Here is a 22,713-nt window from a genome sequence, read left to right on the forward strand (position 1 = left end):
TCATCAGTTTGACATTTCATTTGCTGCGACACCGCCGTTCATTGCTGGAACAGTCGCTTTTGAGAATGTTTCGGCACGCCATACATATCGGTCGATTTCTTCTTTGGTACGTGTTTCGGTGACACATACAAGAAGTTCGTCTTCCGAAATCATCACTCCGGGTAAACAACCGCATGAATTGCATACCTCCACAAAGTCGGCAAGCTTGACTTCTCCCTTGAATCGCACTACGAATTCATTGAGGAAGGGTTTGTCGGGATATTTCAATTCAAACGCTCCGGTTTCAACAAGCCGTGATGCAAGATAGTGAGCGCCTGCAGCCGACAGTTCGTTGACTTCACGCAGTCCCTTTGCTCCCATCAGTGACAGATACATGGCTACGTAAAGAGCCATCAGTCCTTGGTTGGAGCAGATGTTTGATGTGGCTTTGTCACGACGGATGTGTTGTTCGCGAGCCTGAAGGGTCAGCACAAACACACGTCGACCATCGGCATCGGTCGTAGCGCCTACTATACGTCCCGGGAGCTTACGGATTAGAGCTTTACTGCAACAGATGTATCCCAGATAAGGGCCACCGAAATTAAGGGGCATACCAAGAGACTGAGCCTCACCGGCAGCAATGTCAGCCCCCCATTCACCGGGAGTGCGTATGACTCCGAGAGCCGACGCAGGCGCAGTCATGATAAGAAGCGCTTTGGCAGCGTGAACCATATCGGCCACACCGGTATAGTCTTCAAGTATTCCATAGAAATTCGGAGTCGCTAAAATCACTCCGGCAACATCGCCATCAGCAAGCATCTCGCGCATTGCATCGAGGTCGGTGACACCATCTTTTTCCGCGATAGTATCCACCCGGACTCCGTGGTAATGGGCATATGTATCTATTACTTCGCGGTAAATCGGATTGAGTGTCGCCGAGACGAGTACGCGGTTTTTCCTTCTGGCATGACTTACAGCCATAAGCATTGCTTCGGCTACAGCGGTAGTGCCGTCATACATTGAAGCATTCGAAACCTCCATACCGGTCAACTGTGTCATCATCGACTGGTATTCGAAAATGTATTGCAGCGTACCCTGTGAAATTTCCGGCTGATATGGAGTATAGGCAGTCAGAAATTCGGAGCGCGATGCAAGCGACTGCACGACAGCCGGCGTATAGTGGTCATAGAAGCCTGCTCCGGCAAAACATGTCAGAGGCTGATTGCGAACGGCAAGTTCCTCAAAAAAATCGCGGACCTCTTTTTCGCTCATCTGAGGCTGAAGGTCATAATCACGCTTCAGTTTCAGGCTTTCGGGGACATCGGCATAAAGCTCGTCAAGGCTTTTCATGTTGCAGCGTTCAAGCATCGACGCGATGTCCTCGGGAGTATGTGGAAAATATCTGTGGGTCACTTTATGGTAGTTCGTAAATTGTAAGACAGAATGATTCTTAACAGGTGGTGGAGACAGGGCGTTTCTATCAATGCTTTTCAGCTTCGCAGTGTGCGCGGTATGCCTCTTCATCCATAAGATTGTCGAGTTCTGACGGGTCGGTCAGCTCGATTTTGACAATCCAGTTGGCCATAGCATCCTCGTTGATGAGACGCGGGTTGTCTATGAGCTGTTCGTTTGACTCGATGACAGCACCGCTTACCGGAGCAAACAGGTCGCTTGCTGCCTTGACGCTCTCAACCGCACCGAATTCCTCGCCGGCCTCAAGGTCGTCGCCTTGCTCGGGCATGTCGACGTAAACAACGTTTCCGAGTGCATGCTGGGCATAGTCGCTGATGCCGATATAACCGATATTGCCGTCAACAGTTACATATTCGTGTGTGGGAGAATAATATGTCTTGCTCATAATTATTTTAGTTTTAGAAGTGATAAATTGATGTTTAGTATTTCTGGTTATTTCTTATAAGATTTCTTGTAGAACTTTTTAGCTACGACTTTTGCAGGGAAAGTCTTGCGACGGATTCGTATTTTAAGTTCATTGTCCTTGACAGCATATTTTGTTTCAATCAATGCCGCCGCAATGCTCTTGTCGACTGAAATTCCGCGATAGCCTGTTGTTACGTAGCCGATCACCTCGTCATCGGCATTGAGCACCTCATAACCGTGACGTGGAATAGCACGGTCCATAAGCTCAAGCCCTACAAGTTTGCGAGGCGCGCCTTCTGCCTTCTGACGTGCTATGACATCACGGCCGATGAACTCAGGTTTGTCAAGTTTGACAAACATTGACAGGCAAGCCTCTACGGGAGTTATATCGTCGGCAAGTTCGTCGCCATAGAGAGGCAGCCCGACTTCAAAACGGAGAGTGTCACGGCAACCGAGACCGCATGGAACAACCTTACCCGATTCGATAAGCTTATCCCACAGTTTCCGGGTGGTCTCATGAGTGGCATATATTTCAAATCCGTCTTCACCGGTGTAGCCTGTGCGGCTGACAATCATCGGTGTACCCTCATAGTCAAGTTCCTTGAACGTATAGAATGTGAGTTCCTTACATGGAATGCCCAATATGTTTTCAAGAGCTGCTTCCGCTTCAGGACCTTGCACGGCTATCTCGCCTGTCGTATCGCTGATATTTTCGACATTTACATCAAACGCTTTGGCCTGTTCCTCAATCCACGCCACATCCTTGGCGATGTTCGAGGCATTGATGACAAGCAGAAAACTGTTCTCGCCACGTTTGTAGACAAGGAGATCGTCGACCACTCCTCCCTCATGATTGAGCATCATTCCATAGAGTATGCCACCGTCATGAAGAGGGACGACATCGTTTGAGAAAATATAGTTCACAAATTTCTCGGCCTCTGAGCCGGTCACTGTCACTTCGCCCATATGCGAGACATCAAAAACACCGCAGGCATTGCGGACAGCGTTGTGCTCTTCGACGATACCTGAATACTGTATCGGCATGTCAAAACCTCCGAACGGACTCATTTGAGCTCCGAGACTGACGTGTCTGTCATGAAGGCATGTTTTTCTTAATTCTTCCATTTTAGGATTGGTATTTTAAGGTATTTATTAATCTGAATTGTTTACTGTTGTCAGAATATCAGGTTGACGAACTTTTCAATCGTCATTCCGGGAATCAACGCGTTGAGGTCAGTTTCTCTCAGAGCGTTATTTACAGACTCTCTCTCATAGGCGATGCTGATAATGGCTTTTGATATCTCAGCCTCCGCATCGGAATTTTCCAGAAAATCACCGGTGAGGACGAGCGATTCAATAAGCCCTTTTGACACCGTGAGATTAACGCTTATCTCCCCTATTCCATCTATCCTCTCGCTATGCTCGACAGTCCCTCTTGGATTTTTTCCTGCAAGCCATGCGGGTGCATAGTATTCCTGCTCGATTTCTTCAATTGCGCGGATATCGTCATCGGTAAGGACAAGAGTATTCCCGTTGTTGGCAACTGTTTTGAGTATATGGTCAAGGAAATCGGAAATCGAAAGTTGTGGAATGTGTTCCCTGATTGTCGTCACCCTGCTACGGGCAGACTGCACACCATGCGAAGCAAGTTTTGTTTTTGAGGGTCTGAGAGTGTTTGCCATCAAAACGGGATCGTAATCATAGAGCATTGTCCCGTGCACTATGCTTCGTCCCGGAAGATGATAGTAGGCATTGCCCGACACTTTGCGGTCGCCTATCAATATATCATTTCGGGAATTATCAGAAGCATCAAGGCCAAGAGCCCTTAGCGCAGCAGCAACCATCGAGGTATACTCACTAAATGTGCTACATACATCATCCGATGACGTCACATATGAGAACATGATATTATTCATGTCAGCCACCACAGCTCCACCACCACTCTTACGGCGGAAAATTTCAACACCGTTATCATGGCAATAGTCCACGTTGATTTCTTTTTCGAGCAACTGGTTTCTTCCGATGATGACAGATGGATTTACCTGCCATGCAAAGAAAAAATCCCTGTCCGGATAACGTTTGGCCAGATATTCTTCCTCTGCGAGATAGAAAGCCAGTTTGCGTGGTTGGGTGTCATTTATTATGACTAAGTCCATATTGATATAGATGTATGGTTAACTTGACTGAAAAGATTCAGGACACTGCAAAAGTAATAAATTTTAAATATAAAACTAACGAAACGTCAAAAAAATTCAGCAAAAAGATTTAGAATCAAAATTCATGACAATAAAGCGCCCGTGGCAAGCGTTTATGAGATAAAACAAGTGCCTTTCATTGCGACACATTATAATAATATTCGGTTATAATAATTAGTATGCCTATGAATAAAAATTTTACTCCTGAACCCACGTTTCCCCACGTTATCACCGAAACAAAACAGCGGCCGAAAAAAATCACGCTCGCAAAAATCCGTCAGTTTGCACGGGCCTATACATTTGCTCCCGTAGAAATACCGGCTCTTGGGAATATTGTGGCTAACTAATTGGTTTACATCGCTATTGTCCTGTCCCATTTAGAAATCCAACATGTTAATTTCAATTGTTTTCGCATTGGCCATGACGGTCATTGCTGTTATCGAATTCTTTTATTTACGTAAATCATCGTTGAGGACCAATGAGCTCAACGCAGAGAATATGCGTCTGCAACTGGAGACGGAAAAAGCGCGTGCCGAAGTTCAGAGTTCCATAGCATCACTCACAGCCAGTCTGACAGAATCCCGTAAAAACTGTGACATACTGACTGAACGTCTGAATATTGCCGTAGAGCAGTTGGCATCGGCTCGCGAAGAGAACTCTTCGCTGCATACTCGCCTTGAACTTCTCGGAGAAGAAATCAATCGACGAGAGGAACAGTTTATAAAGCAGGAAGAAAAACGCAAAGAACAGGAGGCTTTGCTCGAAAGTCGGTTCAAGAATCTTGCCAATGACATACTGCGTCAGAACACCGCAGACCTGAAGACACAGAACGAGGAACGACTCAGCGAAATCCTTGCACCTTTACGAACAAACATCGACGAATTCCGAAAAACAGTCACAGATACTTACAATAATGAAGCCCGCGAACGCTTCTCGCTGTCGGAACGAATCAAGGAACTTGTCGATCTGAACCAATCCATCTCTCGGCAGGCCCGCGAATTGTCAGAGGCTTTGCGCGGCGACAGTAAAGTGCAGGGCGACTGGGGTGAAATGGTGCTTGAATCAATTCTTGAAAATTCCGGACTACAAAAAGGAGTTGAATATTTCACACAATCGACCACCGACAGCGACGGCAATGTCCTGCGTAATGAAGACGGGACAATGTTGCGTCCGGATGTCGTTGTGAAATATCCCGACGGCCGTTTCGTAGTGATCGACTCAAAAGTCTCGCTGACGGCATTTGTCGATTATGCCAATGCCGATAATGATGAAATCCGCGATGGAGCAGCCATGCGTCATGTACGGTCTGTCAAGAAGCATATCGATGAACTTGCCCGCAAACGCTATCAAGAATACGTTGGCGACGCGAAACTTGATTTCGTCATGATGTTCATCCCTAATGAACCGGCCTATATCGCTGCGATGCGTCTTGACCCGTCATTGTGGCAGGAGGCTTATGACCGTCAGGTACTCATCGTCTCCCCCACCCATCTCGTTTCGGGACTCAAGCTCATCGCACAGCTCTGGAGTCGTGACCGCCATACGAAAAATGCAATCACAATTGCGGAAGAAGCCGGCAAGATGTATGATAAGTTTGCCGACTTCACAAAAGACATGGAACGGATAGAAAAGGCTCTTGGCACAACCCGCAAAGCATACGACGACGCCATGACCAAATTGACCACCGGCACGGGAAATCTTGTAAACCGCGCTCTGAATCTCCAGAAACTTGGGGTGAAAGCTTCAAAACAGCTTGCGGCTTCCACTCTTAAAGAGACCAATAACGACGAATAACATAGGTTACAAGCTATTTTTTTTACTCTCTTTAGCGGCTATGACGGTTGTTAAAGAGAGTAAAAAATATAAACTAAATTCGAACGTATTTATGAGTAATCACCAGATAGAAACCGCGTCTACAGACCTTATTGAAGAGCTTCACTACGAGCCGGTGAGTCCGAAATTTAAATCAGTCCAGATTGCAAGTGCGGTCATCGCCTATTCCTTATTGGCAGCTCTCGCACTGTTGCTGCTTCTTATCGACGACATCCCTTGGTGGTGCGTTGCTGCCGAAACAGTGATTGTCGTATCTTTCATCATCAATCTTACAATACTCAGGGAAGCATATAAGTTAAAGGGATATGCTCTCCGCAAGCATGACATCACTTACCGTGGAGGAGTGATATTTCCAAAAATTACAACAGTGCCATTTGCCAGAATACAACAAGTAAGCATCAAGCAAAATCCCATATCCAGATATTTTGGCCTATGCGCAATCGATATAGTCAACGGGGCCCAAGGTTTGTCATCGCTTACCATCCAAGGTCTCACCAAGGAAAAGGCAGACGCAATCAAAAATGCCATAACCCAAAGACTGAATAACAACCATGACTGACTTCTCCGTTCCTCAGAGAATGAGCCTCAGCGCGTTAGTTATCTATTTTCTGAAGTTCTTCAGACTAACTTTCAACGCCTCGGTCATTTACCTGACATACACGCTATTTCAATCAGACGGTGATTTCGTCAAAACCATACTGAAGATTGCTGTCACAATCGGTTGCACTGCGCTTTTGGCGTTGATTCTGGCCTCACTGGCGATTTTTAAGATGAAATTTCATGTCAAAGACGGCAATCTCATCTACCGTCACAATCTGATTAGCCGTGCCACCACCACTATACCTCTCAACCGAATACACACACTGCGCACCAAGCAGGAGCTTCTCTATCGTCTTCTCGACCTCAGAGGTGTCCTTTTCGATACGCTTGCAGCCAAGGATGAGGAAATAGAGCTCGTGCTCAGCGAATCAGATTGGCAAAGTTTGCTTGACCGGATTGAGCGGCAGGAGCGGCCTCAGTCCGATGTCACCGACATGCCACCCGCCTACAATCCATCTTCATCTATCGAATTCAGCAACAAGAACCTTGTATTTGACGCGCTGTGTCAGAACCACTTGAAAGGAATGGTGGTATTGGGCGGATTTGCATCCGTTGTTTTCAACACACTATCTGACTTATCTGACAACAGTTTTGAGTTAATCGAGAGCTACCTCGAATCGCATTTCGACCATTTCGTAGTGTCATGGGTAGGCATAGCCATGATTATGGCGTGTACCTACATAGTGTCGCTTGTGCTGTGGCTCGGGAAAGTGCTTCTGCGGTACTATAACCTTTCGCTCACCTACGACAACAAGATACTTACTTTCAGCCACGGACTTTTTTCACGTCTTAGCAGCCGTTTCACCCGCGATAAGATTTGCACGATATGGATCAAACGCAATTACTTTGAAAAGCGTTTCGGCCTTTCCACACTCGCTCTGAAACAGGCACTGAACTCAAGCGCGCAGAAAGAGGATGATAACCTTAAGATTTACGGACACGATTGTTCCGACTTTTTTCTCGGCTGGTGGCTCGGACAGGACTACGCTTCTGAAGCAGACATCGCCACAGCGAAATCCGGCAAAGGAGTAATCACGCATTCATTGATTCCCGACCTCCTTCTCTCTTCTGTGGCCATAGTGGTACTTTGTCATTTCGGGCTATACGGTTGGACTATACTTCCGGTCATCTACTTGTCAGTAGGCATACCAAAAGGTATCCTGACGATGCGCCACAGCCATATCACTCTCAAAGATTCGTATCTCATCATCAATAACGGACGATTCGCCGAAATAAAGAATTATTTGAAATACGACAACGTTGAGGTCGTGAGAGTAACCCGGACTCCATTATCGCAGTTCACAGGCCGTGTTTCCCTTTCCATTTCAACGACAGGTTCCACATTTACCATCAGAAGTCTCCGACAGGAACAGGGCATGGATATTTACGAGCGTCTCCTTGCCAAATCAATCGTCAGCAAGGGAACTGCAAAAGAATAGCAATAAAGACTTCTTATCAACCGGAGTAAAAATGACATTTACGACAGACTTGTATCAGCCTTAATTGCGGCTAAAATAGTCTGTCGTAAATGTCATTTTTATTCCGGCTTTGTCGGCGCGGATTAGATTAGTCCTTCACCGCAAATCCGGCAGCATAAACCACATCCCTGATTTTCTCAGATGTGAAATCACCTTCGACAACCAGTGTTCCGGCTGTGTGGTCGACTGACACACTTTCAATTCCTTCAATTGCAGACACGGCCTTACGGACAACTCCGGCGCAATGGGCACATTCCATGCCTTCGATGTTAAAAACTTGTTTCATATAATTTTCGTTATTTTTAAATTCTGCATCTGTTAAATGGCTATGATTGTGATGGGATTGTGTTGACTTGAACGCTGTATAAGCTAAAAGACAGAGAAGCACAACACTGCACAGAGTTTCAAACAATCCGAACTCCTCATGGCAAGATGCCACATGACCGGTTATAGCCGGCATGAACCATTCGCGTGGAAGAAGATAGTCTATCATCAATCCGAATGCAAGCGATGTTATGATAACAGAGCCGGCATAAATAAAAGTGCTGCGCCGTCCGATTGATTTCGACAGAATCATCATCGAGGCAAAATTGGCAGCCGGTCCTGCCATAAGCAATACAAATCCTACTCCGGGTGTAAGTCCTTTGGCTATTAGCGACAGTGCTATAGGTATTGAGCCTGTCGCACATACATACATCGGGACAGAAACAACAACCATCATCAGCATTGCAAGCAATGGATAATCAGCCAGTCCAAGGAAAAGTTCATCAGGGACAAGAACCGTTATCAGTGCGGCAATCACCAGTCCGATCACAAGCCACTTGCCGACATTTCCAACCATATCTACCAATCCATATCGTAATGCCTGCACGCATTTACGGCCTAACGGGATGTGAGATTCAGGGCTATCCATGTCACTGTTTACAGCAACAGAGCATGCCTGCGTTGCACAGGCGTCAGCCTTATCAAATTTCTGCACACTGACGCCACCAAGCATCGCACCGAGAAGTGCGCCTACAGGGCGTAGCAAAGCAAACGGCAATCCCAGCAATGAGTACGTAGCGGCGATGCTGTCGACACCTGTCTGTGGAGTGGCGATGAGAAATGAGGTTACCGCACCTTTCGACGCGCCCTGCCTGCGAAGCGAAACAGCAGTCGGGAGCACACCGCATGAGCATAGCGGTAACGGTATGCCAAGCAGCGCGGCTTTCACGACAGGCATGATTCCTCCTCCGGCAAGATGGCGTGCCATCATCTGCGGCTTGACAAATACATGGAGAAATCCGGCTATGATGAAGCCCAGTAATATATAGGGCGACATCTCGTTTACTATAAATAGAAGAGAATAGAAAAAATGTGAGATATTCATTTTGTATAAAAATTTTACAATTTTCAATTGCTTTATTTTTATGCAAAATTACAATCTCACCGGCCTTGGATTGTTACATGATTATGGGATTTGTTTACATAATTTTTGCCGACAGTATGTCCATTCATATTTCATTCAGGTCTTTCCTCTCACGCGGACCGCGAAGATATTCGGTCGGAGTCATACCCGTGACAGATTTGAACTGTCGTGACAGATGCGCTACACTTGAATAGTCAACCATGTATGCTATCTCGGAAAGAGTATATTCGTCATGTTGCAGAAGCTCCTTTACTCTCTCTATTTTTTGTGCGATATGATATTTTTCGAGAGTGCGACCCTCGCGTTGTGAAAATATGCGACTTACAGTGTCGTAGCTAACATTTAGATTACGCTCGATACAATCGGAGAGATTGTGGTGGTGTCCCTCTTCCTCACGGATATGACGCATGACCAGATGCTTGGCTCTTTCGATAAGCTGTGTCTCGGGGTCTGTGAGCAGCTCGAACCCGAGACCACGCAGCGACTGATCAAGCTCTTCGAGTTGGCTTTTGTCAAGGGTTTCAGCAACCACAGCCTTACCCAGTTCGACTTTGATACATGTATAACCTAAATCCGAAAGGTGTTTCGTTACAGCCTGTTTGCAATGCTGGCACACCATGTTTTTTATAAGCAGTTCAGTCATGTCCAGTTTTGTTTATCAGAGATTGTGAAAATCATATGTCAGGCAGATAATTTCCGAAGTATTTTTACCGACTGTGTATAAGTTTGCTGCACGAAGTCCCACAACCCACAATATGTCTCCGTTACGTGTAAGGATTCTGACATTCCGTTTATCAGCCAGTGACAATTTTGCATCCGAGAGCAAATCGCTGACCAATTTGCTTCCTTTCATGCCAAAAGGTGTGAACCTGTCACCTTTCCGCCATGACCTTAACTCAAAAACAGGATTTCCGTCAAGCACCCGGCCATCAAGATAAACGGCATCCCTACGGAAAGACTTGGTAGCTCTCAGTCTTTCGAAAGCATCATGCGTAAACTTTTCAATCTTAAAAGGATGCTTGAAGATGTCGACCGATTCACATGATTCATTTTCCAAATTGTCGACAGGAATCAGCAGTCCACGGTTTAACAGATAGCTGACAGACTGTGCATGAAACAGCTTTCCCGATACATTGCATGCGCCCTGTCCGTTGATTGATGCAAGAATATTGTCAACTTGCGTCATGTTTACCCCTGCATTGGATAGGATTTCAAAGAGCACCATTCGCGCATTCTTTTCAGAAGCGACTATTTCGTTTATATTCACAGTCCCGTCAGCGCTGACATATTTTTTCTGCAATTCAGCCTTATAATCGGAATATAGTTTATAATTATCATATAGATATGATATGCTTGTAGCGATAGCATCCATAGCACCGGGAAATGCCTGCTCAAATTCCGGAAGCACAATATTGCGCAGACGGTTGCGCTTGAACTCATTGGACGAATTTGTAGAATCAGTCACATATTTCAGTCCACGCGATTCAAGATATGAGATGATCTCTGCTTTAGTAGTGTCAAGGAGCGGTCTGATAATGTTTAACGAACGTGGCTGCATACCTTTTAGCCCGACAAGGCCACTTCCACGCAGGAGATTAAGAAAAAATGTTTCGACATTGTCCTCTCTATGATGCCCTACAGCAATCAGATTGCCAATACCTTTATTGATGAGTCCGTTCCACCAGTCATAGCGCAATTCACGGCATGCCATTTCGACAGATTCACCGGTATGCCTGCATCTTTCACTCACATCGAAATCCACCGTAAGTAATTCAACCGATAATTCACGGCAGAGCTCACGGCAGAAATTTTCATCGCGCATGCTTTCATTTCCTCGCAAATGAAAATTGCAATGCGCGGCCACACACTCATATCCAAGTTCAAGCATGACAGAAAGCAGTGCGACAGAATCGGCTCCGCCACTGAGTCCGACAATAATTGTATCGCCATGTGAACCGGCGAGATTATTGTCAGTTGTGAATTTCCTGACTTTATTACAGAATTTATCAGACATAACTGGATAGAGATGGATTTGTATGGTGCATACACAGATGTTTCACATCAGAGAAAGTATCTGCAAAATTAACAAAAATCCGGATATAAAATAACACGGTCATGCCAATTCTCAAACAATAGCACGACCGTGTTAAAATTTCTCAGATGCTATATCTGAATCTGTGATTCAGACGTTGACTTGAATCTCAGCCCTGCGGTTTTGCGCGGCCGACGGATAAGCATGAGTCTGTCCCATTCCTTTTGTCCTTACATGGTCACTGGGAACGCCGTGAGCTATCAGATATTCACCGACTCGTCTTGCTCGCCGTTCGCTCAGGCGCTGATTATACTCAGCATTTCCGCTTTCGTCTGTATAGGCTACAACAGAAACATACGCTCCGCTTGCGGCCACCTTTTTCGCAAGATCATTGAGGGTTGCATCGTCCGGAACCTCCGACCCGTCAAGCGGGAAGAGATAGATTACATCGTGAGGCACAGCCGACTCGTCGGCTTTTGCCGCATCGGTTGCTGCAAGCGATGCCTTTACAGCAACAGGCCGGCCCTGCCGGATGTCTGTAGCGTCGGCTTTCCCATAAACGGAAGCTCCCTGAAGATTTTGCGACGCATATAGACTGTCAGTATCTTTGTCTCGGTCCGAGAACCAATAAATCGACCCGACCAAAACGCCTATGGCAAGGACCGTGAGCCATGCCCAACCCAAGAAACCTCCACGGCGGCTGTGTCTGTCAATGGCGGCATGAGCCATCTGTGGCTCTTCCACGGGAGGAACAGGAGCTGCCTTTTCCTCATAGGCTCCCAATTCCAAAGGCTCCGGATGCTCCGGCAACCTATTCTGATAATCTTTTTTTGTTTCCATAAGCGATAGCTTTGAGTTATACATAGTTGAGACCTGTGGTTTATATAATAACAAGCATATCAGCTGTAAATATGGTTAAATACTCTAAAGATTATCGTTAAAAATGTTATTATGCTTAACAAGCCGACGAAAACACACCGCTAAAGTTTCAGAATTGCACTCCGGGCTGCGAGGCAATCCGCTTGATACAATCCTGTTCTTCCGGCGTAAATCCGGTGGAATTCAATGATTCGATATTGGCTTTAAGCTGTCCGACCGACGATGCGCCGACAATCACCGAAGTGACACGTCTGTCGGCCAGCAGCCAATTGATGGCCATCCCGGCAAGAGTCTCCCCTCTACGGTGCGCAATTTCATTGAGACGTCGCGCGGCATCAATTCTCTCATCGCTCACCTGTGACATCTGAAGGAATCCGGACTCGCGCGCTGCCCGGCTGCCGGCCGGAATGATGCCGTCAAGATATTTATCGGTCAGCAGCCCTTGAGCCAATGGTGAAAAACAGACGATTCCACTTCCGTTTTCGTCGGCTATGCCGAAATTCAGATTCATGGATTTCGTGTCAAATATCGACGCTCGATACTGGCTGACAAGACAAGGGACTTTTGCTGCACGAAGTATATCATACGCCTTTTTCTGTTCTTCAGGGGGATATTTCGAGATTCCTGCATAGAGAGCCTTTCCGCTTCTCACAATATCAATCAAAGCCTGCATCGTTTCCTCGACAGGAGTCACCCCGTCATAACGGTGGCTATAGAACACATCGAAGTATTCAAGCCCGGTTCTCTGCAAACTTGCGTTGCACGAAGCAATCAGATTCTTGCGCGAAGAACCGTCGCCATATACACCGGGCCACATCTGATGGCCCGCTTTTGACGCTATAAACATTTCGTCACGATGGGCCGACAAATCGTTTTTAAGAATTTTCCCGAAATTTATTTCAGCCGATCCGGCGGGAGGTCCGTAATTATTTGCAAGGTCAAAATGGCAGATTCCCTTATCAAAGGCAAACAGAATCATACTGCGTGCTTCATCAAAACTATCGACATCTCCGAAATTATGCCATAGTCCAAGTGAAATCTCTGGTAGCATAATCCCGCTGTTTCCACATCTTCTAAATTCCATGTTGTTTAACAATTGATTGGCACATTTGTAACGAGGCTAAAATCAGCGGTCATTTCCAAGCACTTCGCTTTGCAAAGTTCGAAGTCTGTTGAAATTTGACAGAGCTGACAATGATTCTCCGGATTCCATATACCATTGTATTATCGGTTTCATTTTTTCTAAAAACGGCATCCACTCGCTATTTCCCTCTTTCATCATTTCATACCAGTGACTTTCTGTCGAAGCCTTGCAAAATTCTGACTTTTCCAAGCTATCGGCATCAACATAATAATCCAGATATTTACCTAAAATGTCATTGGCTTCATCCGGATTGCCGTCTTTCATGCAGGTCATGGCTTTATACATCATTTCCTGTCCGTCTACAACAGGATTATCCCCAATGGCTGACGAATTACGGCATGAGCATGTAAAAAACAAAACGCATAATACCAAAAACAGATAATTCTTCATACAATTAATAATTATAAAAGGTTAATATTGCAAAGATAACAAAAACAATAGATTATCCGTTACAATTGTCACTGTTTTTATGGGAAAATAGCAAAAAAGCCCTAATCACCCCATATATAACACAAGTAGCCTGTAAGCCTGAATGACCGACAGGGTATCAAATAATAAATCCCCTCCGTCATTCAGACTCACAGGCCGCTTAATGCGTTGTTGACGTGATAATTTAATCTTCGATAGCGATAAATTCTCCGTCCAAATCAAAGACATACGTGTCAGGACCGGTAATGTTGAGATCGACTTCGTAGACCTTGCCACGATTTAGTTCGATTGACTCAACCATGCCGGCGAAGCCATCCTTTTCAAGTCGGTCGTAAGCCTTCCGGGGCATCACATCTTTGACCACAGCAATAGGAAGAACAGTGTTATCAGGAGCGTCCACCTCGATTAAATCGCCCTTCGTATTGAATTCCAAATCTACACCATTGCGCAATTCGACTTCATATTGGCCTTTGGCAAAATATCTCTCACATTTCAGCACTCCGGCATCCTTGAAGTGCTTCTCGATAAATTCCTGAGCCTTTTGGGGCAATTGGGCATAGGTTGCTGAACCCGAAATTACAATACCGGGATTACTATCATTATTAGCCGGAATTTGAGCTACTGCGTCAGCTGCCCCAAAGAGGATTGCCAATGACGCGATTCCTGAAATCAAAGTCTTAGCTGTCATAATTAAAAATTTGAATATCTATTTATGATAGAACCATCTGTACATCTAAAAAGTTTTACAATTGACAATGTACAACGAACATTATCTGACATATTCAAAAACTTTAATTCGGAGACATGAATGAATTGACCTATTCCAACCCATATGACTACCATCTTCAACCATTGGCATTTTACTGATTCTATTAATCATCAATTGACGATTTTTTCTTAATTTTGCACTATGATTTATCCCGAACGAATTGAAGAAAAAATAGGATTTAGCGGAGTCAGAGCTGAAATTTCAGCCCGTTGCCATTGCGACGGTTCGCGGACTCGTTGTGAGGAAATGGCTTTTCTCGCCGACTTCAATGCCATACGAACGGCTCTGACTGCTGTCAACGAAATGCTCTCCGCCAATCATAGCGACGAGACCGTTCCCCTTGAAGGCGTGAACGACATTGACCGTAACCTTGCAGTCATAAAAATCCCCGGAACTTTCCTTGAAATAAAGGATCTCATAAAAGTGCGCCGCATGCTTGACTGTTTCGGAGCGGTGGCCACATTTTTCCACCGTCACAAGACAGACGGCCGCACACCCTACCCTGTGCTGACCGATATTGCCGAGGAACTGTCATACATACCACCGTCACTCGGCATGCTAATCGACCATGCCGTCGACACCACCTCAGGGCTTGTCAAGGACAACGCGTCGCCGACACTCGCCGATATCCGTTCACGCCTGCGTGGAATGTCGGGACGTGTCAACTCGATACTCCGTCGCGTGCTCAGCTCGGCAATCTCACAAGGATGGCTCGAACCCGACACTACTCCTGCCGTCCGCGACGGGCGTCTTGTCATACCCGTGCCACCGATGAACAAACGGAAGATACAAGGTATCGTGCACGATGAATCCGCTTCAGGTAAAACTCTTTTTATCGAGCCTGCCGAGGTTGTCGAAGCAAACAACCTGACACGTGAGCTTCAGCTCGAAGAACACCGTGAAATCATACGCATACTCACTTCAATCGCCGATCAGCTTCGCCCACACATTCAGGAGATGCTGACAGGGGCGTCGATAATATACCATCTCGACTTCATCAACGCAAAAGCGCACTATGCGGATGCTGTCGGAGGCACAATGCCTAATCTTCATGAAGGTGAAGAGATGGAATGGTATCATGCCTGTCATCCGGTGCTGAAACTATCGCTCGAACGTCATAACCGTGAAATTGTCCCGATTGACATCCGGCTTGACAAGAATGAGCGGATACTCGTCATTTCAGGTCCGAATGCCGGAGGTAAATCAGTATGTCTTAAGACTGTCGGCACTTTGCAATACATGCTACAGTGCGGCATCCTGCCCCCTGTCTACGACAATTCGCATTTCGGAGTGTTCAAGGATATGTTTGTCGACATCGGCGACGACCAGTCGTTTGAAGATGACCTGTCGACCTACAGCAGCCACCTGCGTAGCATGAAATTCATGCTACAGCGCGGACGCAAAGGCTCGTTGTTCCTTATCGACGAAATGGGATCTGGAACTGAACCGCAGATCGGAGGAGCACTCGCACGCGCGATTCTCGAACAGATGAATGCAAAGGAAATGTGGGGAATAGTCACCACCCACTATCAGATTCTGAAACAGTTTGCAGAGGACACTGCCGGACTTATCAATGGCTCTATGCTCTACGACAGACATCTCATGCAACCGATGTTCAAGCTGTCCATTGGAAACCCCGGTTCTTCGTTTGCCGTTGAAATAGCACGTAAAATCGGACTCCCTGCCGAGATTATTTCTGCTGCTGAAGATATCGTAGGCAAGGAATACGTGAATCTCGACAATTATCTCCTCGACATCACACGCGATAAACGCTATTGGGAGAACAAGCGAACTGCCATCCGTCAGAAGGAAAAGAAACTCGAGCAGATGATCGCCCAGTATTCGGAAGACGCAGAGCAGCTCAGAAGCAAACGCCGTGACATAATCGACGAAGCTCGCAACGAGGCACGCAAGATTCTCGATTCCTCTAACGCTGCCATCGAGCGTACCATTGCCGACATCAAACAGGCAAATGCCGAACGAGAGCGCACTCTCGAAGCACGCCGTAAACTGAAAGAGGAGCGTCTCGCCCTTGAAAAAGACGCGAGAAACCATCGCGACAACAATGCCATTCTCTCCAAAGCTCCCAAGAAGAAAAAACGGAACGGCGAGACAAAACAATCAGAACAGTCCGTGACCAAAGCGGAAATCGCAGTCGGGACAAACGTGAAACTCGACGGAGCAGGAACAGTCGGGACTGTACTTGAAATCTCCGGCAAAAACGCCATCGTGGCATTCGGCAACCTTAAGACCAACGTCAAGCTCGACCGCCTTAAAGCCACCAACGCACAGCCTAAATCCGGAGCGAAATCTACCGTGTCGATGCAGACAATTGACTCCGGCTACGAACGGCAGCTTAATTTCAAGCAGGAAATTGATCTGCGTGGAATGCGTGCCGACGAAGCGATTCAGGCCGTGACATATTTCATCGACGATGCCATCCGTTTCAGCATAGCCCGTGTACGGATTCTTCACGGAACAGGAACCGGTGCTTTGCGTCAGGCCATCCGCTCTCTACTTTCAACCACCCCCGGCATCGAGTCGTTCCATGACGAAGATGTGCGCTTCGGCGGTGCAGGCATCACGGTCGTGAATCTGAAATAAATTCCATTTCCTGTTTTTGCATTATCGCACCTTTTCCGACATAACAGGGGCTTAACTTTGTTGCATCAAACAAAGTTAAGTCCCTTCCACATGAAAAAGACACCTCTCACCCCGTCCACAGCAACTCTGTCACGTCAGATTTCAAAAAAATTCCATAGCTATATCATTGCACGACTGACCGAGACATGCGGGCTGTTGACTAATGGCGACGCAATCAAATCGGCAACCCTATTAGCCATCGAAAAATACATTTCAGAAAGCATTATTTCCGCCAAATCATTGCCCCGGGAAATTCTGCTTATATTCACAATACTTCGCCCTGAAATCGACCGTGCCATTGAACGCTCTGCCAAAGCCCGATGCCGCGTAAGGAAGCATCCGTCAGCTCCGGAACAGGCCGTTCCGACACCTATACCGTCGAATACAGACAGTACAAACAGACCGAAACGTTTCAGTCCTAATGGTCCGCTCATGCTCAACGACAGCCTGACGGCAATCCCGGCATCACTACACTCAGCTCTCTCAGCGACGGTCAAAACTGATGAGACCGATGAAGAAATAACTGACGAAATGGTTGATAAATACATTCTGAATATGCCGTTTCTCAATCGTCGCCAACGCCGGTTCATACAGCAGAAATGTAAGCGGAGATAAAATGCCGTCTCGTAACCGAACTTACACATATTATGGTGTGTTTAAATTTATAATAATAGTCCCATCAATATGACTGATATTCTGATATATGGAGGTTTGTCGGTGCTTCTTATAGGAGTATCATTCATCCTGATTGCTTCAATCAAAGGTGCTATCTATACGAAGGGGTTGCCCCCGACCGATTTCGCAGCAGCCAATGACATCAAAAAACGGCTTCGGAAATATAGTCGCCCGGGATTTATTCTCATAATCACAGGCGCAATCATTGCAGGAATCGGAATTGTAATTGGAATGAATTAAAATAGCCCATGACTTTGTGAGGACACTGACAAAAGTGTCAGTTGGCACGTTGAAAAGCTGAAATGTCGCTAAAAATTGCTATCTTTGCAGACTGAAAAGGGCAATGTAATACCCTGACATTGAATATGGTTACAAAGAAGCTATCATATAGATTCACGTTACCGCTGATATTTGTCGCGTTTATCGTGTCAATTTTTGGAGTATCCTGCTCCCATACTCAGCGGCAATCCAAAATTCTTTCAGATGCTGAGAGAATTGCTTACGACTATCCGGACAGTGCGTTGTCCATGCTTGATCTTATAGAGCCATCGGAACTATCCGCCGATTCGCTGAAAGCCCGATATTATCTAATCAAGGCTTCAATACACGACACTCAGGGACATCTCAGACTGTCTGATTCGTTAATCAGGTATTCTGCCGACTATTACAGGGATAAAGATCTGAATCGCGCCGTAAGGAGCGCTGCGCTCTCGGCACTATACGATTATTGGGTCATTGGTGACCGAAATGCAATCCTGCAACTGGATTCTTTGGCCAATATGACCAATCTGCCTGACAGTCTGGCCATATTCCCGTTGCGCAAGAGAGCTTATTGGGGCACAAAGCTTTTTGATGAAGACGGGAATAGACCTGTCATAAAGAGGTTGATTTCAATCGACAGGGATTCAGCATCGCAGGAGCTTTATAAATATTGGCTTTACATTGATTATCTGTTCGAAGGCCGGAATGACTCGTCACTTATCATCCTTAATGAACTTATTGATGAGGCAGTCAGTTCCAAATCTTCAACAAAACAATTCAGTTATGAATATGAAAAGATGGGAGCCTTGGAAGAATTGGGCCATTATGACGAGTGTCTGGAACTGGCAGACAAATTTCTGGAAAAAGCGCCGGGAAATTCAATCGAGCACTACATTCATCTTTGGAAATCATTAGCTCTCTTCAATCGTGGCGATAGGGCTCGTGCAATTAATGAATTGGGCAAGGCGGACAGTTGTGCAGCAAGCATTTCTGAAGCAGAAAAGGGCTATTATAATAGTTTCGCCTATGTACTTAACACAGTGTTCGACTTTGGGAAAACAGGCAGATTAAGACTTTTCCCGATAGCCAAGATAAACAATCAACAGAAAGACAATCTGTTTCGCACGCAGTATCTACAGCAAGAATCAGAACAAAACGCCCTGATAAGCGAAAACAGAAGACTGAGTCTTAAGGCTAAGAGCGAAAGACAGACAGCAGCGATTATAATCATCATCCTCGTCGAATTGCTTATAACCGGATTGTCGCTATGGTATGCACTAAACCGCAGACGCAAATCCATCGAGGCGGAAGAACAGGCGGAAGCCTTAAGCAAAATGGTCGAGGAGCTGAAGACCCCTGCATCTCCCGCTGTCGGTCAGGATTCCTTACGCCGTACCATGCTCCAGCAACTCGGCATAATCAAAATGGTAGCGGAAACGCCGACTGAACAGAATCGTGAGATGCTCCGGAAAATATCTTCGATTGACAGTGACACAAAAGGCGCTCTTGTCAACTGGGGAAATGTGTTTGAAATCATTGACAACCTATATTCAGGATTCTACACCAGCCTTCATGACTGTTACGGAAATGTGCTTTCCGATAAAGAAGAACAAATTATCGTACTTATGTTGGCCGGTTTCTCTACCAAGGAAATCAGTGTCATCACATCGCAGACAACAGCCACTATATATGTTCGCAAATCTTCCGTCAGGAAGAAACTCGGAGTCCCTGAAAAGGAAGATATAGTAGCATTCCTCCGACAAAGCGCCACGGTTTAAGAGCCATTTGGAACGGATGGCATCGCATTAAGACTTTTAAGGAATATCACTACTGATTCACAGCATATTACACAAACACCATTAAGACTTTTATTCTTGATGTTAAGATGGTTTTAGGTATAATTTTGCGGTATGAAATCATTAAAATCGTATCGCAATATGACAAAAACAATCTTAAAAGGAATCATGATGATGACAGTGGCAATGCAGCTGCCGGTCATAGTCGCTGCGCAGGAAGCAATTGACACAATCGCGCCACAGGAACTCCATGAAATAGTAGTGCAAGCGCCGAAAGTCATACGCAAAGCAGACATGGACGTTTATCATCCATCAAAGAGTGCGGTGGAGAATTCAAAGAACGGTCTTCAGCTTCTGAGCAATCTGATGATTCCCACGCTGACCGTCAGTGACGCTCTTGGCACTATTCAGGCCGCAGGACAATCTGTTCAGGTACGCATCAACGGCAGGGAGTCGTCAATCGACCAAGTACGAGCGTTGCTGCCTGAAACAATCAGGCGCGTTGAATGGATTGACAATCCCGGACTTCGTTACGGCGGCGCAAACCGTGTGCTTAACTTTATCGTAGCCAATCCGACAGTGGGAGGTTCGCTGATGACCACGGCGCGTCCGGCTCTGAATGTCGCATGGGGCTTCTATATGGCCGATGCAAAATTCAATGTCGGGAGGTCGCAATGGGAAGTCGGCGGCAATTACAAACTCACCAACAAAATCAAAACCCACCGCGACTACACCGAGACGTTCACGCATCCCGACGGGGAATCAGTTACACGCGACGAGACATCTCTTGGAGGCACACTTGACAACTCTATGGCTTATGTTTGGGCATCATATAATTATATCAAACCTGACACAACCGTAGTCATCGCCCAGTTCGGCTTCGATAAGAATATAAATGAATGCTGGACATACAACGGCCTGTTATCCTTAAGCAACGGCAATGACGACATTCGGCTTAAAGACACAAATGGTTCTGACGGAGGCACACCTACATTGTCACTTTACTGGCAGCAAAACTTCGCCCACAAGCAGATGCTGATAGTAAACTTCAACAGCTCGTTCTATTTCGGCCACTCGTTCTCGGACTATTCCGAACGGATTCCCGATGCCACAGGCTATCTGACCGACATCCATACCAACATCAAAGACCGCAATCAAACATATGCTGTCGAGGCTGACTATATCAAGAATTGGACGAACAGCAGATTTACAGCAGGAGCTTCTTACACAGCCAACCGCAACCGCTCACAGTATGAAAATCTCGGAGACGAAATCTTTCATCAGCGACAGGATAAAGTCTATCTCTTTGCCGAATATTTCCATCGTTTCGGCAAATGGACAGCAACAGCCGGAATGGGAGTTCAATATACCGATTTTCTCTTTAAGGAGAGCCATAAGGGCAACCACTCATGGAGTCCGCGTCCGCAAGCCACGATAACATATTCGCTGAATCAGAACCACAACTTCCGTCTCAATTTCACTTCGTGGCAGTCCTCGCCGTCACTGGCAGAAACAAACATCGTTCCGCAGCAGCTTGACGGCTTCCAGTGGCGCGTCGGCAATCAGAACCTAAAGACAGCCAATTCCTATATGCTGACATTCCGCTACGGCTTTAACCTGCCCCGTGTCAACGGCTCATTCGGAATGCGTGCATTCACTTCGCCAAATGCCATAACTCCGATACTGCATTGGCAGGACGACAGACTGATTACCACATACGAGAACAGCCGGGGACTTCAGAACCTTTCATTTTTCCTTGCGCCCCAAATCGAAATCATATCCGACTGGCTCATGGCAAGCGGATATATTGAATACCGTATGGAACGCATGCACGGCTCAGGATATACCCACCGCAACAACGCATGGAGCGGCAACGCGCAGATACAGCTCGCGCACTGGGGTTTTGTCCTCAGTGGCCAGTATAAGCATGCTCAGCGCGACCTATGGGGTGAAAAAATCTCGTGGGGAGAAGACTTAAATATTATAGATTTAAGCTATAATTGGAAATCGTGGCAGTTTAGTGCCGGTATCATTATGCCGTTCGGAAAATACGACCACGGGAGCAAATCGCTCAGCAAATGGAACAGCAACGAGCAACACATGCGTCTTGATATGCGAATGCCGTATATGAGCGTATCCTACAATCTTCAATGGGGTCGTCAAAAACGTGGAGCGCAGAAAATTATGGATGTCGATGCCAGCGCCGACCGCTCGACTGCCGGAGGCAGATAGATGAAACATCATCGGACTTTGCATTGACTGATATCTATTTTCTTAATTTTGGTGCAATTACAAAATTTGAATCCACAAAAATTACAAATATTCACAGTTAGCAGCGGTTAAAAATTCTGCTATTATTTTGATTATCAAAATATATTATTTACCTTTGCGGATATTGGACGAAATATTTAGAATAGAGTTTCTAACCCTGTTCGTCCTGTATTTTTATTTACTGTGCGTTTACTTGCGCTTATTCTTGATTTTCTGAAACTTCGCAAATTTCAAAATCACAATCATGAATTCAGCAGCGGTAGATGCCTTACTCGTTATGAAACATTCCGAAAAGGATTGGTTCCTATAATGCGTGGGTCTCTGCGTTGCTCGTTTCTATTGTGATTGGGCAATGCGAAGGCCTCAGAAAGTGGGAACGAGTGATAGTACGGTTTCCACGCATATTTCTTATTCCTCCAAAGTGTCTAACGAGGGAAACCCGA

At 46.1% G+C, this 22,713-nt stretch carries 19 protein-coding genes; 8 read left to right on the top strand and 11 right to left on the bottom strand.

Annotated features, from left to right (window positions below; translation table 11 throughout):
• Positions 1-3 precede the first annotated feature (3 nt).
• The 4 genes from gcvPA to QZ311_RS00180 form a co-directional block, all read right to left on the bottom strand.
• Positions 4-1,392, bottom strand: coding sequence for an aminomethyl-transferring glycine dehydrogenase subunit GcvPA (gene gcvPA, locus QZ311_RS00165; RefSeq protein ID WP_297062614.1), 1,389 nt, complete (start codon positions 1,390-1,392; stop codon positions 4-6).
• A gap of 67 nt (positions 1,393-1,459) precedes the next feature.
• Positions 1,460-1,837: a glycine cleavage system protein GcvH gene (gene gcvH / locus QZ311_RS00170; RefSeq protein ID WP_289741080.1), complete on the bottom strand. Its 378-nt coding sequence runs from the start codon at positions 1,835-1,837 to the stop codon at positions 1,460-1,462.
• 47 nt (positions 1,838-1,884) lie between these two features.
• Positions 1,885-2,982, bottom strand: coding sequence for a glycine cleavage system aminomethyltransferase GcvT (gene gcvT / locus QZ311_RS00175; RefSeq protein ID WP_297062619.1), 1,098 nt, complete (start codon positions 2,980-2,982; stop codon positions 1,885-1,887).
• A 50-nt stretch (positions 2,983-3,032) separates the two neighbouring features.
• Positions 3,033-4,013, bottom strand: coding sequence for a lipoate--protein ligase (locus QZ311_RS00180; RefSeq protein ID WP_297062621.1), 981 nt, complete (start codon positions 4,011-4,013; stop codon positions 3,033-3,035).
• 429 nt (positions 4,014-4,442) lie between these two features.
• Between QZ311_RS00180 and rmuC the strand changes: the two genes are divergently transcribed.
• The 3 genes from rmuC to QZ311_RS00195 all read left to right on the top strand — a co-directional run bounded on the left by rmuC (position 4,443) and on the right by QZ311_RS00195 (position 7,924).
• The gene (gene rmuC, locus QZ311_RS00185) at positions 4,443-5,846 is read left to right on the top strand and encodes a DNA recombination protein RmuC (RefSeq protein ID WP_297062623.1); all 1,404 of its coding nucleotides are present in this window, start codon (positions 4,443-4,445) and stop codon (positions 5,844-5,846) included.
• A 91-nt stretch (positions 5,847-5,937) separates the two neighbouring features.
• Positions 5,938-6,444, top strand: coding sequence for a PH domain-containing protein (locus tag QZ311_RS00190; protein ID WP_297062625.1), 507 nt, complete (start codon positions 5,938-5,940; stop codon positions 6,442-6,444).
• Positions 6,437-7,924 carry a PH domain-containing protein gene (locus QZ311_RS00195; RefSeq protein ID WP_297062627.1) on the top strand — a complete coding sequence of 496 codons (1,488 nt, stop codon included), beginning with the start codon at positions 6,437-6,439 and terminating at the stop codon, positions 7,922-7,924. Before QZ311_RS00190 ends, QZ311_RS00195 begins: the two co-directional genes overlap by 8 nt.
• A gap of 127 nt (positions 7,925-8,051) precedes the next feature.
• Here the strand turns inward: QZ311_RS00195 and QZ311_RS00200 are convergent, their stop codons facing one another.
• From QZ311_RS00200 to QZ311_RS00230, 7 genes are all read right to left on the bottom strand, one after another.
• The gene (locus QZ311_RS00200; protein ID WP_297062629.1) at positions 8,052-9,332 is read right to left on the bottom strand and encodes an SO_0444 family Cu/Zn efflux transporter; all 1,281 of its coding nucleotides are present in this window, start codon (positions 9,330-9,332) and stop codon (positions 8,052-8,054) included.
• 124 nt (positions 9,333-9,456) lie between these two features.
• A complete protein-coding gene (locus tag QZ311_RS00205; RefSeq protein ID WP_297062630.1) occupies positions 9,457-10,014 on the bottom strand; it encodes a helix-turn-helix domain-containing protein in 558 nt (185 codons plus the stop codon).
• 15 nt (positions 10,015-10,029) lie between these two features.
• Positions 10,030-11,385, bottom strand: coding sequence for a tRNA lysidine(34) synthetase TilS (gene tilS / locus QZ311_RS00210; RefSeq protein WP_297062632.1), 1,356 nt, complete (start codon positions 11,383-11,385; stop codon positions 10,030-10,032).
• Between the two features lie 168 nt (positions 11,386-11,553).
• The gene (locus QZ311_RS00215) at positions 11,554-12,243 is read right to left on the bottom strand and encodes an OmpA family protein (RefSeq protein ID WP_297062634.1); all 690 of its coding nucleotides are present in this window, start codon (positions 12,241-12,243) and stop codon (positions 11,554-11,556) included.
• Positions 12,244-12,391: 148 nt separating this feature from the next.
• Complete coding sequence (locus QZ311_RS00220) at positions 12,392-13,366, bottom strand: aldo/keto reductase (RefSeq protein ID WP_297062636.1); 975 nt, start codon at positions 13,364-13,366, stop codon at positions 12,392-12,394.
• 42 nt (positions 13,367-13,408) lie between these two features.
• Complete coding sequence (locus QZ311_RS00225; RefSeq protein WP_297062638.1) at positions 13,409-13,690, bottom strand: hypothetical protein; 282 nt, start codon at positions 13,688-13,690, stop codon at positions 13,409-13,411.
• A gap of 349 nt (positions 13,691-14,039) precedes the next feature.
• Complete coding sequence (locus QZ311_RS00230) at positions 14,040-14,543, bottom strand: PepSY-like domain-containing protein (protein WP_297062640.1); 504 nt, start codon at positions 14,541-14,543, stop codon at positions 14,040-14,042.
• Between the two features lie 222 nt (positions 14,544-14,765).
• Here QZ311_RS00230 and QZ311_RS00235 point away from each other — a divergent pair, with 222 nt between their 5' ends.
• The 5 genes from QZ311_RS00235 (at position 14,766) to QZ311_RS00255 (ending at position 22,231) form a co-directional block, all read left to right on the top strand.
• A complete protein-coding gene (locus QZ311_RS00235; RefSeq protein ID WP_297062643.1) occupies positions 14,766-17,228 on the top strand; it encodes a Smr/MutS family protein in 2,463 nt (820 codons plus the stop codon).
• Positions 17,229-17,318: 90 nt separating this feature from the next.
• Complete coding sequence (locus QZ311_RS00240) at positions 17,319-17,882, top strand: hypothetical protein (protein ID WP_297062645.1); 564 nt, start codon at positions 17,319-17,321, stop codon at positions 17,880-17,882.
• Positions 17,883-17,951: 69 nt separating this feature from the next.
• Positions 17,952-18,182: a hypothetical protein gene (locus QZ311_RS00245; RefSeq protein WP_297062647.1), complete on the top strand. Its 231-nt coding sequence runs from the start codon at positions 17,952-17,954 to the stop codon at positions 18,180-18,182.
• 287 nt (positions 18,183-18,469) lie between these two features.
• The gene (locus tag QZ311_RS00250) at positions 18,470-19,981 is read left to right on the top strand and encodes a LuxR C-terminal-related transcriptional regulator (RefSeq protein WP_297062649.1); all 1,512 of its coding nucleotides are present in this window, start codon (positions 18,470-18,472) and stop codon (positions 19,979-19,981) included.
• A gap of 159 nt (positions 19,982-20,140) precedes the next feature.
• Positions 20,141-22,231: a hypothetical protein gene (locus QZ311_RS00255; RefSeq protein ID WP_297062650.1), complete on the top strand. Its 2,091-nt coding sequence runs from the start codon at positions 20,141-20,143 to the stop codon at positions 22,229-22,231.
• Positions 22,232-22,713: the final 482 nt, after the last annotated feature.

The sequence above is a fragment of the uncultured Duncaniella sp. genome, from assembly GCF_910578445.1.
Classification (GTDB): domain Bacteria; phylum Bacteroidota; class Bacteroidia; order Bacteroidales; family Muribaculaceae; genus Duncaniella.

Excerpts from the sequence above, each read along its gene's own strand:
- gcvH (WP_289741080.1), bottom strand. The coding sequence starts at position 1,837 with ATGAGCAAGACATATTATTCTCCCACACACGAATATGTAACTGTTGAC.
- gcvT (WP_297062619.1), bottom strand. The coding sequence starts at position 2,982 with ATGGAAGAATTAAGAAAAACATGCCTTCATGACAGACACGTCAGTCTC.
- QZ311_RS00180 (WP_297062621.1), bottom strand. The coding sequence starts at position 4,013 with ATGGACTTAGTCATAATAAATGACACCCAACCACGCAAACTGGCTTTC.
- rmuC (WP_297062623.1), top strand. The coding sequence starts at position 4,443 with ATGTTAATTTCAATTGTTTTCGCATTGGCCATGACGGTCATTGCTGTT.
- QZ311_RS00190 (WP_297062625.1), top strand. The coding sequence starts at position 5,938 with ATGAGTAATCACCAGATAGAAACCGCGTCTACAGACCTTATTGAAGAG.
- QZ311_RS00195 (WP_297062627.1), top strand. The coding sequence starts at position 6,437 with ATGACTGACTTCTCCGTTCCTCAGAGAATGAGCCTCAGCGCGTTAGTT.
- QZ311_RS00200 (WP_297062629.1), bottom strand. The coding sequence starts at position 9,332 with ATGAATATCTCACATTTTTTCTATTCTCTTCTATTTATAGTAAACGAG.
- QZ311_RS00205 (WP_297062630.1), bottom strand. The coding sequence starts at position 10,014 with ATGACTGAACTGCTTATAAAAAACATGGTGTGCCAGCATTGCAAACAG.
- tilS (WP_297062632.1), bottom strand. The coding sequence starts at position 11,385 with ATGTCTGATAAATTCTGTAATAAAGTCAGGAAATTCACAACTGACAAT.
- QZ311_RS00215 (WP_297062634.1), bottom strand. The coding sequence starts at position 12,243 with ATGGAAACAAAAAAAGATTATCAGAATAGGTTGCCGGAGCATCCGGAG.
- QZ311_RS00220 (WP_297062636.1), bottom strand. The coding sequence starts at position 13,366 with ATGGAATTTAGAAGATGTGGAAACAGCGGGATTATGCTACCAGAGATT.
- QZ311_RS00225 (WP_297062638.1), bottom strand. The coding sequence starts at position 13,690 with ATGAAAGACGGCAATCCGGATGAAGCCAATGACATTTTAGGTAAATAT.
- QZ311_RS00230 (WP_297062640.1), bottom strand. The coding sequence starts at position 14,543 with ATGACAGCTAAGACTTTGATTTCAGGAATCGCGTCATTGGCAATCCTC.
- QZ311_RS00235 (WP_297062643.1), top strand. The coding sequence starts at position 14,766 with ATGATTTATCCCGAACGAATTGAAGAAAAAATAGGATTTAGCGGAGTC.
- QZ311_RS00240 (WP_297062645.1), top strand. The coding sequence starts at position 17,319 with ATGAAAAAGACACCTCTCACCCCGTCCACAGCAACTCTGTCACGTCAG.
- QZ311_RS00245 (WP_297062647.1), top strand. The coding sequence starts at position 17,952 with ATGACTGATATTCTGATATATGGAGGTTTGTCGGTGCTTCTTATAGGA.
- QZ311_RS00250 (WP_297062649.1), top strand. The coding sequence starts at position 18,470 with ATGCTTGATCTTATAGAGCCATCGGAACTATCCGCCGATTCGCTGAAA.
- QZ311_RS00255 (WP_297062650.1), top strand. The coding sequence starts at position 20,141 with ATGACAAAAACAATCTTAAAAGGAATCATGATGATGACAGTGGCAATG.